Source organism: Acinetobacter sp. N1-1 (assembly GCF_056711485.1).
Genome location: NZ_JBWXUO010000012.1, coordinates 1,751,042 through 1,765,630 on the forward strand (window position 1 = coordinate 1,751,042; position 14,589 = coordinate 1,765,630).

At 35.9% G+C, this 14,589-nt stretch carries 11 protein-coding genes; 4 read left to right on the plus strand and 7 right to left on the minus strand.

Annotation, left to right across the window (positions count from 1 at the left end; genetic code table 11):
* Window positions 1-52: 52 nt before the first annotated feature.
* The 3 genes from argC to rpiA all read right to left on the minus strand — a co-directional run bounded on the left by argC (window position 53) and on the right by rpiA (window position 2,556).
* Entirely contained in the window at window positions 53-1,099 is a 1,047-nt protein-coding gene (gene argC, locus AC1MPL_RS08700) for an N-acetyl-gamma-glutamyl-phosphate reductase (protein WP_479765459.1), read from the minus strand.
* Window positions 1,100-1,216: 117 nt separating this feature from the next.
* Complete coding sequence (locus AC1MPL_RS08705) at window positions 1,217-1,876, minus strand: YgjP-like metallopeptidase domain-containing protein (RefSeq protein ID WP_479765460.1); 660 nt, start codon at window positions 1,874-1,876, stop codon at window positions 1,217-1,219.
* Between the two features lie 8 nt (window positions 1,877-1,884).
* Window positions 1,885-2,556 carry a ribose-5-phosphate isomerase RpiA gene (rpiA, locus tag AC1MPL_RS08710; protein ID WP_479765461.1) on the minus strand — a complete coding sequence of 224 codons (672 nt, stop codon included), beginning with the start codon at window positions 2,554-2,556 and terminating at the stop codon, window positions 1,885-1,887.
* A 117-nt stretch (window positions 2,557-2,673) separates the two neighbouring features.
* Between rpiA and ilvA the strand changes: the two genes are divergently transcribed.
* Window positions 2,674-4,209, plus strand: coding sequence for a threonine ammonia-lyase, biosynthetic (gene ilvA, locus AC1MPL_RS08715; protein WP_479765462.1), 1,536 nt, complete (start codon window positions 2,674-2,676; stop codon window positions 4,207-4,209).
* A 38-nt stretch (window positions 4,210-4,247) separates the two neighbouring features.
* Here ilvA and AC1MPL_RS08720 read toward each other — a convergent pair whose 3' ends face one another.
* Together AC1MPL_RS08720 and AC1MPL_RS08725 are read right to left on the minus strand one after the other, a co-directional pair.
* Entirely contained in the window at window positions 4,248-5,411 is a 1,164-nt protein-coding gene (locus AC1MPL_RS08720; protein ID WP_479765463.1) for a phospholipase A, read from the minus strand.
* A gap of 19 nt (window positions 5,412-5,430) precedes the next feature.
* The gene (locus AC1MPL_RS08725; protein WP_479765464.1) at window positions 5,431-8,370 is read right to left on the minus strand and encodes an insulinase family protein; all 2,940 of its coding nucleotides are present in this window, start codon (window positions 8,368-8,370) and stop codon (window positions 5,431-5,433) included.
* Window positions 8,371-8,651: 281 nt separating this feature from the next.
* Here AC1MPL_RS08725 and AC1MPL_RS08730 point away from each other — a divergent pair, with 281 nt between their 5' ends.
* The 3 genes from AC1MPL_RS08730 (at window position 8,652) to AC1MPL_RS08740 (ending at window position 11,412) form a co-directional block, all read left to right on the plus strand.
* Complete coding sequence (locus AC1MPL_RS08730; protein ID WP_479765465.1) at window positions 8,652-9,347, plus strand: oligogalacturonate-specific porin KdgM family protein; 696 nt, start codon at window positions 8,652-8,654, stop codon at window positions 9,345-9,347.
* Between the two features lie 17 nt (window positions 9,348-9,364).
* Window positions 9,365-10,639, plus strand: a complete 1,275-nt coding sequence (locus AC1MPL_RS08735) for a histidine-type phosphatase (RefSeq protein ID WP_479765466.1) — start codon at window positions 9,365-9,367, stop codon at window positions 10,637-10,639.
* A 107-nt stretch (window positions 10,640-10,746) separates the two neighbouring features.
* A complete protein-coding gene (locus AC1MPL_RS08740; protein WP_479765467.1) occupies window positions 10,747-11,412 on the plus strand; it encodes an O-methyltransferase in 666 nt (221 codons plus the stop codon).
* 113 nt (window positions 11,413-11,525) lie between these two features.
* Here AC1MPL_RS08740 and AC1MPL_RS08745 read toward each other — a convergent pair whose 3' ends face one another.
* Window positions 11,526-12,368, minus strand: a complete 843-nt coding sequence (locus tag AC1MPL_RS08745) for a universal stress protein (protein WP_479765468.1) — start codon at window positions 12,366-12,368, stop codon at window positions 11,526-11,528.
* A gap of 158 nt (window positions 12,369-12,526) precedes the next feature.
* Entirely contained in the window at window positions 12,527-14,530 is a 2,004-nt protein-coding gene (pgaB, locus tag AC1MPL_RS08750; protein WP_479765470.1) for a poly-beta-1,6-N-acetyl-D-glucosamine N-deacetylase PgaB, read from the minus strand.
* Window positions 14,531-14,589 lie beyond the last annotated feature (59 nt).

A 14,589-nucleotide genomic window follows, 5' to 3' on the forward strand; every position in this document is an offset into this window, starting at 1 on the left:
TTATGCTCAACATAATGCACTCACTACCATAAGTAATGAGTGCTTCTCAAATTTAAGGTGATAATGCAATCCCTGTTAAGCTGGTATCTTCAGCTAAACCACACATTAAATTCATATTTTGTACCGCTTGCCCTGCTGCACCTTTCACTAAATTGTCTTGAACAACAACAATAACTAACTTCTTAGGCTGTGGTTTATACAAAGCAATTCTTAAATCGTTTGCACCTCTCACACTACGAGTTTCAGGCAATGCACCAACAGGCATAACATCAACGAACTTTTCACTTTCATAAAATAGCTCATATAGTTTTTGTATATCTGTTGCTTCACCTTCTGCGGTTAAATCTACATAGATTGTACTTAGCATACCACGAATCATGGGCACTAAATGAGGTACAAAAACCAAGTGATTAAAGACATCTTTTTTACCTGATATCGCTTCAAGTGCCTCAACAATCTCAGGTTGATGGCGATGACCTGCAACTGCATAAGCTTTAAAATTATCAGCATTTTCTGTATAAATTATGCCTAAACTTGCCTTACGCCCTGCACCAGAAACACCAGACTTTGCATCAATAATAATACTTTCTTCTCGAATAAGATTTTGTTTTTTTAATAATGGTGCTAATCCAAGTTGAACAGTTGTTGGATAACAACCTGGGTTACCCACAACCTGAGCCTGTTTAATTTGCTCACGATTGAGTTCCGATAAACCATATACAGAAGATTTCAACAACTCAGGACAAGCATGTGACATGCCATACCACTTTTCAAAGTTATCCAAATTTTGCAATCTAAAATCAGCTGCGAGGTCAATTACTTTTGTATTTGCACTAACCAACTCCTCGGCATGTTTCATTGCAACACCATGTGGCGTTGCAAAAAATACAACATCGCATGCTTTTAGTATATCTATATTAAAATCAGAAAACTCAAGTGATGTTTGACCACGCAAACTCGGGAACATTTCATCAACACGCTTGCCTGCCTCAGTTCGTGAAGTAAGCGTACGTACAGTAACCTGTGGATGTCTAAGTAATAATCTGAGTAACTCAACACCTGTATAACCCGTACCACCAACTATCCCAACTGAAATCACGACGACTACCTCAAATTATATATTTACTAAACCACTTAGTATGACAGGAAGATTATTTTTTTCGAGTAGAAAATATATCACAACAAAAAATTTAGTCTGCACTGCGCTCAACACATATTATAACATCCACCATGGCCACTGAAACTCCTTTAACTGTTTTACCTGTACTTTATAGTTTGCATCATACTTTTCAACCTGTTGCCAAAAAGAAGTACTATGGTCAAAATGGATAGTATGTACAAGTTCATGAATACACACATAACGTACAGTACTTAAAGGCAATAAAACCAATAACGCATTAAGCATTATTTTATGTTGCTTATTACAGCTTCCCCAACGGCTTTTTACAAACCTTACTTGCAAGTTTGAATAAGGTATCTTTATTTCTTGCGACACATGACTTAAATACTGAGATAAATGTATTTTTGCATACATCAAAATAAATTCTTTCAAATTTTTATGATCATTTAGAAATACGACATGATTTTCTTCATCAAGGATATAAGGTTTTTTTTGCTGACGAACAATAATATTTAGTGCATTTTCACGATTGAATAAAAATATTTTTTCAGGAAATAACTGATTATCTTTTTGCAAAATCAAATTTTGCCATGTTTTATATAACCAAGGTTCTGACTGAGTTAAAAATTGCTGAATCTGACGTTTTGAACAATGCTGAGGCACTGTCAATTTTACTTCATTCACAAAAACACGCAAACGCAATTGTTTTGCGCTTGCATGTCGGATAATTTTAATTTCTGGTAACCCAGTAGGCATTTTAAGGTTTACTCAGCAAAACGCTCTTCAATACCACTATCAGTTGCAACAACAGCAATATCAGCTTTATTTAAAGCAAAAATACCGTTTGTAACTACACCAGGAATATCATTAATTGTACGTTCTAACTCAAGCGGATCTAAAATATTTAAGTTATGGACATCTATAATTACATTTCCATTATCTGTAACTACACCTTCACGGTATGCTGGATCACCTCCTAATGTGACAATTTTACGTGCAACCGCAGAGCGCGCCATCGGAATCACTTCAATAGGTAAAGGAAAATCATGACCTAACTGTCCTACCCATTTAGAGTCATCTACAATACATACAAATTTCTTAGCAATTGATGCCACAATTTTTTCACGAGTGAGCGCTGCACCACCGCCTTTAATCATATTTAAATGGCGATCAATCTCATCAGCACCATCTACATAGGCATCTAATCCACCAACGTGATTCATATCCACAACTTCAATACCTAGTTTTTCTAGGCGTTCAGCCGTGGCTTGAGAACTTGCAACAGCGCCTGTTAGTTCTAGCTGAGGCAATAAGTCAATTAAAAAGTTTACTGTGCTACCTGTACCTACACCTAAAATGCCCCCTTTCGGTAAATGTTTTAAAGCAGCCTGTGCTGCTGCTTGTTTTTTTGCATCTTGGTTTGCGTATAAACTCATAAAAGATTACTCAATTTTTTCAGATTGATGAAAGAATTAGGTTGATTATTCAACCTAATCATATACAGTGTTTATTACAATTCATTCTTATTTTAAACTGTTAAACGGAAGATAACCATGTTGTTTCGCTTGGTAAGACAAATTTTACAAGCAACTGTATATGATGTTGCCATTGAATCTCCTCTCGAAGCAGCTCCACGAATTAGTCAAAAAATTAATAATAATATTCGTTTAAAGCGCGAAGACTTACAACCAGTCTTCTCTTTTAAACTACGTGGTGCATATAACCGTATTAGCCAACTTTCAAAAGAACAGCAAAAACGCGGTGTTATCTGTGCTTCAGCAGGAAACCATGCTCAAGGTGTAGCTCTTTCAGGAGAGAAACTCGGTATTCGTGCAATTATTGTTATGCCAAGTACAACACCTGACATTAAAGTCCAAGCAGTAAAACGCTTAGGTGGTGAAGTCGTTTTACACGGCGACTCTTTTGATATTGCAAACAAATATGCAATGCAACGTGCAGAAGCAGAGGGGCTTGTATTTGTCCCTCCTTATGACGATGAACTAGTAATTGCAGGACAAGGGACGATTGCCAACGAAATTTTACGCCAATGGCGTGAAGTCGACTATATTTTTGTTGCTGTTGGTGGTGGTGGACTTATTTCAGGAATTGCCGCTTATTTTGCTGAAATTGCACCACATGTACAAATTATTCCAGTTGAATATGAAGAATCAGCTTGTTTAAAAGCAGCTTTTGAAGCCAATGAACGTGTCACTCTGCCACAAGTAGGTCTATTTGCAGATGGTACTGCGGTTGCTCGCATCGGAGAATTACCATTCGAGGTGTTACGCAAAACCAAAGGTGATGGTACACCTATTGTTGATAAAGAAGTTGTTCTTGTTAATACAGATGAAATTTGTGCTGCTGTCAAAGATACCTATGATGAAACACGCAGCATCGTAGAACCTTCTGGTGCAATGGCACTTGCAGGCATTAAAAAATATGTAAAAACACATCAGTTAGAAGGCAAAAATATTGTTTCTATTGTATGTGGTGCAAACATGAACTTTGACCGTTTACGCTATATTGCAGAGCGCACAGAATTAGGTGAACGTCGTGAAGCAATTTATGCAGTTACAATACCTGAGCAAAAAGGAGCTTTTCTCGATTTTTGTCGTACGCTACAAGGGCGCAATATTACCGAATTTAACTATCGCGTAAATGACAACCATACTGCACAAGTATTTGCTGGTGTAAGCCTAAAAGATGGCGACACAGAGCGCCAAGAAATTTTAGAAACGCTACAAGCCCATTATGATGTAGATGATCTTTCTAATGATGAAGTCGCAAAGCTACATATTCGCTATCTCATTGGTGGGCATGCTCAACAAAATGAACGCTTATTTCGTGTCGAATTTCCTGAACGTCCTGGCGCACTGCTCACGTTCTTAGAAAGATTAGGGCCAACCCATAACATTACGTTATTCCACTATCGTAATCATGGTGCAGCTGAAGGTCGCGTACTTGTTGGTCTCCAATCTGAAGACACAAACAATAGTAAAAACGATGACTTAATACAAAAACTTCAAAGCACAAACTATCCTTACCAAGAAGTAACTAATAACTTAGGCTATAAACGCTTTTTAAAATAGTATTTAAACTTTTAAAAGTGAGTCACATCGGCTCACTTTTAAAACCAATCAATTAAAGACACACCTAACCCAACATAACTTGCATGATGATTATAATCAATTAGGCTTTCACCATAACCATTAAAGTACTGAAACTGACCTCTAAGTTTTCCTTTAATTGGAAAACTCCACTCAAACTGCATTGCTCCATGTGATGCGCTACCACCTTTAAGAGAATGGCGTACCATCAATGCAAAATTATTATCATTCAATTTATAAAATGCAGTGAGATCTGCACGACCCACATAGTTTTTAATATCAGGATTATTGTCATTTTTTGCCGATTCAGGCATACGATACCAAGGTCTAAAAATTACAGCAAAATTATTACGCTCTAATCCAATATTTAACATTACTCTATTCCAGCTTCTAGAGTAAGGATCCTCTCGACCATTTGATTGGTGATTAAATGTCAAACCGAGTAAACGTCCATCTAAACCAAGCAATTTATAATTAGTTCTAAAAATTAAGCTTGCTTCAGGCTCATAATTAGTTTCACGAAATGGACTTGAATTACGCGCATTATAGGCTTGCCAACGAGAAGACTGAGTATATCCAATCCATAAATCGCCATTATTACCAAATATATTTTCAAATGCCTTTGTCTTAAAAGAGAGTTCGAATTTTAATTCTGTTGAATCAATATCTTGTTTTGGTACACGATTATCAGGGTTTGGACTATATGGCATCATATTCTTATTGCTTGTCCAAAATGCAGGAAAAATATATACAGGTTTATATGCCCGCATATTCCATGTACCTAACTTACTATTTTCAGATAACTCCCAACGACTATCTAATAAAGATTCTGTTGGGTTAATACGACTATCTGTATCACTTGAATAAATAGCGCCTATCGACTGTTTCAGCTTATCTGAAAACGATTCTCTTTGTTTTTGATAACTTGGTTTTATACTCTGCGACGAAGCTATAGTTTCAGCATTACTCTGCGTATTTGTATTCACCTGAACCTTAAAATAAGTATCGTAGCATGCCAGACGTGCAGCATTATCTTCTATACTTACACAAGCTTGCCCCGTACTGGGGGCAAACCCTACATTTGCCACATCTTGTGCATATGGCGTTGTGGCTAAAAACAATGAACCAACTGCGGTTAATGTTCCCAAATATAAACTGCGATGATTCTCATTTTTTAACGCCATATGTCTTACCAACTTACTATTAGTTTAATTGTTTAATATTAAAGCCAAGTGCCTGTAACTCATCACGCTTTGCAAATGGTGCAACTACACCTTTAACAGGCTGTGCATTAATAAGGTATTGCTGTGCTACTCTCTTTAAGTCATCAAAAGTAACTGACAAAATACGAGCACGCATTTCACTTCTAAACTCAGGTGTACGCTGATGCAACATAGAATAACATGCTGTAATCGCCTCTCCTGCTGGAGAGCCCGGCTTATCCATAGATGCAATTAAGCCTAAAATTGCTTCTTCAAGTTGGTGAGCTTTATGCTCTTTCGTCATAAGCCAATTTAAACTTTCTTCAAAATCTGCAAATGTTTCAGACAATCTAGGGTCGCGATAACTAAAGAACTTAAATGCACATGAGTTACCGTCATACATCGCACCTCCACCATAAGCACCACCTTTCTCACGTAAAGCACTATGTAGGAAGCCATTTCTTAGATAACCAGCCAAGACCATTAGTGGTGCTGCATCTTCGTGTGACGATGCTACTGCTTCATACGATGCAGCACAAAACTGTACATTCGTTTGCACTAACCATGCTTGATCACCTTCTACATCATCTCTTGCAACAACTGGTAATGTTAGATCTTTTGTTGTGTAATCTGTAGCTTTCCAAACCGTTGCAATTTGCGCTTTCAAATCTTCTGCTTGCTGCTCCTCACATACAAGAAGAACCTGTTTTGGTGCTTTAACCAATTGCTCATGAATGGCTTCAAATGCAGAAATAAGCGCTTGATATTCAGTTTCATCTGCTTCGACTTTTCGGATTAATTCTCCAAGCCAATTCAAAGCACCCAAACCTGTGCTGAAATAATCACGTTTCGCAAGTGCACTCATATTACGCGCAGCAATCTGCATTGCATAACTATGTCCTGAACCTGTTACACGGGCATGCCAACGTGTTTTTCTTTGTTGCAATAACTCAATAATCCGATCTTTTTCATCAAATCTTATTTTTTCAAAAGCTAACTTTAACAGTTCAATCGCATCTTTCTTATCTGCGAGTGCTTTTGTAGTTAGCGTTAAAAATGCACTAATTTCATTTTTATCATTCAAACCACTTCGTAATGATGCCCCCATACCTAAGCCACCACTCACAGCAGTTTGTAACTGTTGCAACTCTAAGTAATCATATTTTCCTGCGCCAACCTCGCCCATTAAAACGCTAAATAGGCTAAAATAAGGAGAAGATAAAATTTCCTTTGGAATTTCAATAATAATTTGATTGTAATACAGCCCATTGGTACCTGCATGGTATATATGTAATGGCATATCCTTATCATTATGAACAATTGCAGTTGTTACACCACCAACAATATGTAGCTCTTCAGGAATATCTTCTAACCCAACCTTAGGCAATAAGCTTAAGTCATCTTCAGTTTCTTGACGTTGCTTTAAATCTATCGCGCGTTGCTTTAAATCTTCACGCTGTTCATTCGTCAATTCAGCATCAATTTTATCTAGTCGAGCTTGTTCAGCTGCTTGATCAAGTTTAGTTTTTTCTGCATTTGGTACAAGTGTGAGTTGCACACGATGCGGATTGTCTAACAAATAGGTTTGAATAAGTGATGAAAGCCACATAGGGTCTTTCAACTCTTCTTTAACCATTGCAATCGCACCATCAACATCCCAAACATCAATTGGGTCACTATGATGAATCGCACTTCCCATACCATTCATAATAAGGCTTAAACCATAAGGTGAACCATCTCCGCCCACTTCACGTTGATGTAATTCAATTTGATGCAAAATTGAATTCACAAGTGCTGTATCTACAGGTTTAGATGCAACCTCGGTTAGGATATTCAAAACACCTTGCTTAAACTCTGTGGCACTCTCTTCATTTGATCCCTGCACACCACAAAAGAATGTCATTTCAAAGTTACTATCATCTATACCCATAAATGGGCCAGCAGAATCTGCGTAATTACATGTTTCTAAATAGTGACGTAATGGTGATGCAGAGTTTTCAAGTAGAATCCCTTCAACCAATCGCATTCCTAATCTAAGTTTAATATCGCTTGCCTGAGGCAATAACCATGACATGACATGATAAGTTTTGTCTTTTAAATCTTCACTATCTACAGCATAAGATTCAGTAACTTCAACTGGCGCGGTTAAACGCTTTTCAGGCTTAGAGAAAATGGTTTGACCTTTCTCAAACTTAGACAATGCTTGTGTTTCAAATTTCTCTTGTAACTCAACCGCAGGAATATTACCAAACGTCATGAATACTGCATTACTTGGATGATAATGTGTCTTATAGAAATCAACCAACTGCTCGTATGTTAAGTCTGGAATATCTTTAGGATCACCGCCTGAATTATAATGATAGGTTGTTTCTGGAAATAAATGATGTGCCAGTTGGTGGTATAATTGATCTGATGGTGAACTCATAGCCCCCTTCATTTCATTGAAAACTACACCTTTAAATACAGGTTTATCATTTTCAATTTCTACACGAATACCTTCTTGCGCAAAATCAAGCGGATTCAAGTTTGCTGCAAATGCTGCATCTAAATAAACTGAAAGTAGATTATTAAAATCTTTTTTATTTTGTGTTGCAAATGGATATGCAGTCCAATCTGCTGCCGTAAAAGCATTCATAAACGTATTTAATGAACGGCGAATCATTAAAAAGAAAGGATCACGTACAGGAAACTTTTCTGACCCACATAATGCAGTATGCTCTAAAATATGTGCCGCACCTTTAGAATCCATTGGTTGGGTACGAAATGCAACTAAAAATACATTTTCATCATGATCACTTTCAAGATGATAATGAATAGCCCCAGTTACACGATGACGATACTCAGCTACATTTACATCTAAAGCCTCAACATAGTGTTGACGTACCAACTGAAACGCAGGATGGTTGTTTTTGGAATTTGTTTCAGCGACATCTAACGTCATGTGATCTCCTAAAAATAATCAGACATATTTAAGTTTTGGTATTATAACGAGATTCATTATTTTATTTCAGTAGAAAACTGTGATTGCCTAAAAAATATCAAACATTATTCCCACATTTAAGCAGATTTAAAATAATAAATATGAAAAACAATATATATAAAATCAAATTACCATAAAATACAACAATTTATATTTAATAAAACCTTAACATCCTGTAAACCAAACTGTCATAAAAAAATCGCATTGTATGCTCTACTTTCTAGAGTGATACAAAAGTTAACATGAAAAATGTAATTAAATTTCTTTCGCTTGGCTTAATTATACTTACTCCCACAGCACATGCACTTAGTATTAGCTATGGCCATGCTTACGAAGATGTTACAAAGAAAAATATAGATATATTAGGGCTTGAACATACTTTTAATAATAACATTACGCTCGGTACAGAATGGAAAGCTGTCCCCGATGCAAAATCCGATGGAAGCGCAGGCAATGCTTTTTCCCATGAAAACTTTTATGAAAAAAAATTTAAAGTAAAATATAAATATGATTTCAACCCATACTATGCGCTTGGGCCTGAACTAGAATATGTCAAAAAAACAGATGGCAATAAATATAAAATTAAAGCAATTAACGACTTTACACTCACTGAAACAGATAAGCTTTATATCAAACTAGTTGACGAGAAAGTCGACTATACCAATGGTAAAGCACCTAAAAAAATGATTTATGCCGAGTCTGGTTATAGTAAAAAAATAGATAAAACAAAAATTACGTATGAATATACTTATTACCATGGTCAAGACAGCAAATTATTTAACAATAAAAATACGGATTACCGCCATAAACTTAATGTCGAATACAAACTTTCGTCTAAACTTAAACCATATGTTGAAATTCGCAATGAGTCTATCAATAGCAAGTCTGATAAAAGACAAACTATTTTTGAAACAGGCATAAGTTATTCATTCTTTTAAATACTGGGAAAAATTAAATGACAAAAAATAAACTCATCTGCGCTATTCTAACGAGTATTACCGCCATAACAGGGACAGCTGTTCATGCAGCAACAAATGATTATCAGCTAGAGCAAGTCGTCACACTCGTTCGACACGGTATTCGCCCTCAAACCAACCTACAGGAACTAAATAATGCAACAGGAAAAGATTGGCCTACATGGTCAGTTCCTGATGGTTATTTAACTCAGCGTGGTTATGATGGCATACTAAATCAGAGTCAATACCAATTAAAAACATGGCAAGAAGCTGGACTTCCTATTTCTCTTAATCAAAAAAACTGCTCAAATCAGAATCAGGTCTTTATTTGGGCTGCACCAGACCAGCGTACACGAAAAACTGGCGATGCTATTTCTGAGTCAATTTCACAAACATGCCACCCCGAAGTTGGTGTGAGTGGCTATAAATATGACCCATTATTTGATGCATTAAAAATGGGTACAGCAACAGCGCAATTCGATGAAATTAAAAAAGAGTTTAAATCACGCATACTAAGCCAAGATGCAATACAAAAAAAATACGCCCAGTCGAATCAACAGTTAAAAGCAGCTGTTTGTGCACCAAATAGCTGTGAATTTTTAGACAAAGACTGGAAACTTAAACTAAATAAAAATGGTCAACCCAAATTAAGTGGACCTGCTGATGAAGGCTCTAACATTGGAGAAACAATTCGCCTGCAATACAGCGAAAACTTTCCACTCTCTCAAGTTGCTTTTGGACATGTCAAAAATGCCAATGATGTGAAAAAACTTATGGTATTACATGATGCAAAATATAAATATCTCAATGAAATACCATTATTTGCACAGCGTGGTGGCTCTATTCTGTATCAACAAATATTAGATGCCTTAGACAATAACAAAATAACAGAAGCTCCCCTACACCGTCCTCTTGTGGTTTTTGTTGGGCATGACACCAATATTTCTGAAATTAAAACGCTTTTACAATTTAACTGGCAGCTTCCCCAATATTTAGCAAACGATATTCCACCTGGAGGAACGCTCAGTTTTGAAAAATATAAAGAAAAAAGTACAGGACAATACTTCGTTAAAATTGGGTTCTCTGCACGTACTTTAGACCAATGGCGTCATTTAACACCACTGTCTAAAACAGACCCATTACACGAAGATGTACTGAAATATTCATACTGTAAAACAACCAACATTGGTGTACTTTGTCCACTTAACCAATTTTTAAAAGATGCACAAAAGCAAATTGTTCATCTTAATATCGACCAACCACTTTATAAATAATTATAAAAAGCGCCTAAAATAGGCGCTTTTTATTTTATATATAACAAAAATTGCATGAACTGTATAAATCTATACAATTCACTTATCGTAAACGAGGTGAAAAAACCATGCAACAAATGTGGACTGACTTAGACAACTATATTGACTCACATTTAATTCCTGATGATGAACGACTTAATAGAGTAATGAATAACACTGTTGAGAATGGTCTTTCCAACCATCTTGCGGTAGCGCCAAATCAAGGTATGTTATTACAAATGCTCATTCAGATGAATAATTGTAAACGTGTCTTAGAAATTGGAACATTTGCTGCATATAGTACTATTTGGCTTGCACGAGCACTTCCTGAAGATGGTTACCTTCTCACCATAGAGGGGAGAGAAAGTCATGCTCAAGTTGCTAAAAAGAATATTGCTGAAGCCAATATGAATACGCAGATCGATTTAAAAGTTGGCTTTGCAGCAGATGTTTTAAAATCATTATCCTCTGATACACCTGCATTTGATTTTATTTTCATTGATGCAGATAAGGGCAGCTATCCTGAATATTTAGAGTTGAGTTTAAATCATGCTCACTCAGGAACAATTATAGTTTTAGACAATGTTATTCGTGCAGGCGATATCATTAACCCTGACAATCAAAAACCAAGTATTGTAGGTATTCGACAAACTTTTGAGGCATTAAAAGCACATCCAAGATTACTTTCATGTACTGCACTACAAACCGTAGGAAGCAAAGGACATGATGGTTTTGCGATTGCAATTGTCAAGTAAACAAAAAATCACCAATTAATTATTTTACTTTAATTTCAATTACTTATATATATTTAAAACACATATCCATAAAGTTATCCACAGTTTGTGCGGATAACTTAGGATAACTTTTTTTATTTTGCAACAATAATTGGGACATGAATCTTACGATAGACAGTTGTAGTGATACTACCTAAGAAAAATTGTGATATACGGTTTGTACTAAAAGCACCTAGAAGAACAAACTGAATACCATGCTCTTGTTGGTAATCAATAATTCCTTGTGCCACATCGCCTTCTCGTGTTGCAACCACAACATCAAAACCTTTTTCTTTTAAATAGGCTTCTGGTTTTTTTAATACCTCTGTATCTGTACCTATATGAAGTAAATGACATTGCAACTGTTTAAACAATTCACTAGCAGCAACATTTTCCAACATTTGTGTGCATAATGGTGAATCCTCATAAGCAAAAATAAAACGTGTTGGTGGCTTAAAATGCTCACTTACGGTCATTACTGTGCAGTTTGCACCACGTATAAAGTTTTCTACATTACTTCCCAAAGCTTTATTTTTTTCGGCTGCACTTTCACCAACCTTACCAATTAAAACAATGTCGTCTTCTCTTAGAACACCTAGACTTTGCTCTAAAAAGTCACCTTTCTCTTGAATAACAGATGCATCAATACCATGCTTTTCTTTAATGGTCGTAATAAGGTGCTTAAGTAAATTATTGCTGTAATCTACAGCTAAATTACTTTGCTTTTCTTCTAGTTCTGCAAGCTCTTTCAAAAGCATTGCATTACTTTCAAAACCTATGACCCCACTAATTTCCCCCAAATGATAACTTGCAGGGTAATAGTCCAAAACTTGTAATAGTACTAATTCACGTTGCGTTCTTTTTGCAATCCATGAAGCTGCTTCAGCAATTGCATTAATACAAGGAGATGAATCAACACAAGCAATTACTCGTTTCATTTGTTGCCTCTCTTTGAGTGAGTTACTCTGATTCTATTCGTTATAGTTATTTTAAATTAACACAAGTAAACAACTCTGTAAGTATTTTTATTTTGCTTTATTGCAACAAATTTACAAAGTAGTGCATAAATCAATGAAATTTATGCACTTTTACACCACTATGGCTGCACTTTATTTGGCTTTAAATCAAAAGCCTGTCGTAAAATAGCAGGGTCAGGATGCCCTTTTATTGGATCATCGGGATAATACCCAACATGCATAATGCCTTGTTGATATAGTGACTTAATCGTATCTGCCAACTCTTCTGAGGGAACTGGTTTATTGTCTTGTCTCCAATCAACCGCTTGTAGCTCTACCACTGACTTATGTATACCATTTGGGAACTGCTTTAAACGATTTACAATATCTTGATAAAATTGGTTTTTATCTTTTGCTTGCTCCATATATGGCATTGCCATAATTGCTGTAAAATCATAACGATTTAAAGACTGTTCAAGCGACTGCGAATACCAATTTTCTGCATATGGATGCAATACAACTTGTGCATACATATTACGTGCTGTGAGTAAAGCAGGTTGATATTGTCGTACATCATTTGCAACTTTCATTGCAAAATCATCAATCGCATTTGTCTTAAAAGCAGTCCATTTCTGCAAACTTTTGTCATCATTTCGAACGGCATTTAAATCAGTCGATAGACCTGCTGATTTATAAGCCTTAAGTGCTTCAGGACTTGCATCTTCATAATCAGATAGTGTTGTATCATCATGGAAAAGTATTCCATTAAATGCAGCGGACTTGCCAAGGTCTTCATAAATTCCTTCAATTACCTTTTTAGCTTGCGTTGAAAATGGTGATAGTCGAATATACCCCATATTCAAATGATCACCATTTTTAGGCTGCTGTGTGACTACTAAATCCTTAGATACTGGATTTGACTTTGGCAATTCCCATGCAAAAAGTGGCATCCAAGCATAAACTCTTCTTACTTGAGTACGTCTTGCAATTTGCCATGCAACACGATTAAATAAATCTTGTCGCATTGGAATATAACGGTTTGGGAAATACACCATATCTGCAGAACCATTTGCATCGGTATCTGAAAAAGCCTGTAAATATACTGTATTCACATTCATCTTTTGAATACGATCAAGCAATAACCCTAAATTCTTTTCTTCTTGTTTTTCATCTTTATCATAAATATAGTCTAAATCGACATGCATAATTTTTTGCGGTCGATAATTATCACCTAAGTTTTTATCACGATTCTCAATTTCATGTTCAAGATCATTGGTTGTCATATTATGCTCAATCAAAATACGATTGAGTGAGCTTAATGATTTTTTATAGTTTGCTGGTCCATCATCTAATGTAATCGTGACTGGCATACCAAGCTGTTTTGCAATATTTACGGTTTCCATATTATAGCGCCCATATGGCCAGACCATTACACGTGGTGATGCAATCCCATGTGCCTTGAACACTTCATTATTTTTCTTTAAGTCATTAAAAATACGATTATAATATGCTTTATCACTCTCATATTTTTGGGTTTTTGGGTCATAGATACGTGTTGTTGCGGCAGGCTCTGAGTTTCCTTGAGGATTACCTAATACACCACGGTGTAAGTTATAACTATGGCTTGCCATCTCAACATAACCACTATCACTCATTTCTTTAATTTGTGCCCAAGTTAAAATTTTATTTCGTTTAACTTCTGCATCACCAAAATGAACATCTTCATTTGACGGCGTATCTACCCAAGATCCAACAACGGCCAAAACAACAGGTATTTTATTTTCTTTCACAAATGGATAAATATTGCTATAGAACGACTCATAACCATCATCAACAGTCAATAAAACAGGTTTCGTTGGCAGTTTAAATGTACCTGCGTTGGCTTTGATCAAATCATTCGTCGAAATGAAATGAAAGCCATTTTGTTGTAGCCATTTAACTTGATTTTCAAAATTTTCTGTTGTTACAGCATATAGTGGAATAATTGCATCATTTGCCTGATTCGTTACTTCATGATATCCAATAACCGTAAGTGTTTCTGGATTGATTTGTGATTTTTCATCTGCATGTGCAGCAGATACAACACCACAAAGCGCTGTTGTTACACATCCAACAAATAGCGAATTCAGAAATTGACTAAGCATATTTTTTCCATTAAAAGTGAAATACTGTTTTGATGATCGTACGATTTAATTGGTACTTC

Bases quoted from the DNA above. Each gene is read 5' to 3' on its own strand.
- AC1MPL_RS08705 (WP_479765460.1), bottom strand. From the start codon at position 1,876: ATGCCTACTGGGTTACCAGAAATTAAAATTATCCGACATGCAAGCGCA.
- rpiA (WP_479765461.1), bottom strand. From the start codon at position 2,556: ATGAGTTTATACGCAAACCAAGATGCAAAAAAACAAGCAGCAGCACAG.
- ilvA (WP_479765462.1), top strand. From the start codon at position 2,674: ATGTTGTTTCGCTTGGTAAGACAAATTTTACAAGCAACTGTATATGAT.
- AC1MPL_RS08720 (WP_479765463.1), bottom strand. From the start codon at position 5,411: ATGGCGTTAAAAAATGAGAATCATCGCAGTTTATATTTGGGAACATTA.
- AC1MPL_RS08725 (WP_479765464.1), bottom strand. From the start codon at position 8,370: ATGACGTTAGATGTCGCTGAAACAAATTCCAAAAACAACCATCCTGCG.
- AC1MPL_RS08730 (WP_479765465.1), top strand. From the start codon at position 8,652: ATGAAAAATGTAATTAAATTTCTTTCGCTTGGCTTAATTATACTTACT.
- AC1MPL_RS08735 (WP_479765466.1), top strand. From the start codon at position 9,365: ATGACAAAAAATAAACTCATCTGCGCTATTCTAACGAGTATTACCGCC.
- AC1MPL_RS08740 (WP_479765467.1), top strand. From the start codon at position 10,747: ATGCAACAAATGTGGACTGACTTAGACAACTATATTGACTCACATTTA.
- AC1MPL_RS08745 (WP_479765468.1), bottom strand. From the start codon at position 12,368: ATGAAACGAGTAATTGCTTGTGTTGATTCATCTCCTTGTATTAATGCA.
- pgaB (WP_479765470.1), bottom strand. From the start codon at position 14,530: ATGCTTAGTCAATTTCTGAATTCGCTATTTGTTGGATGTGTAACAACA.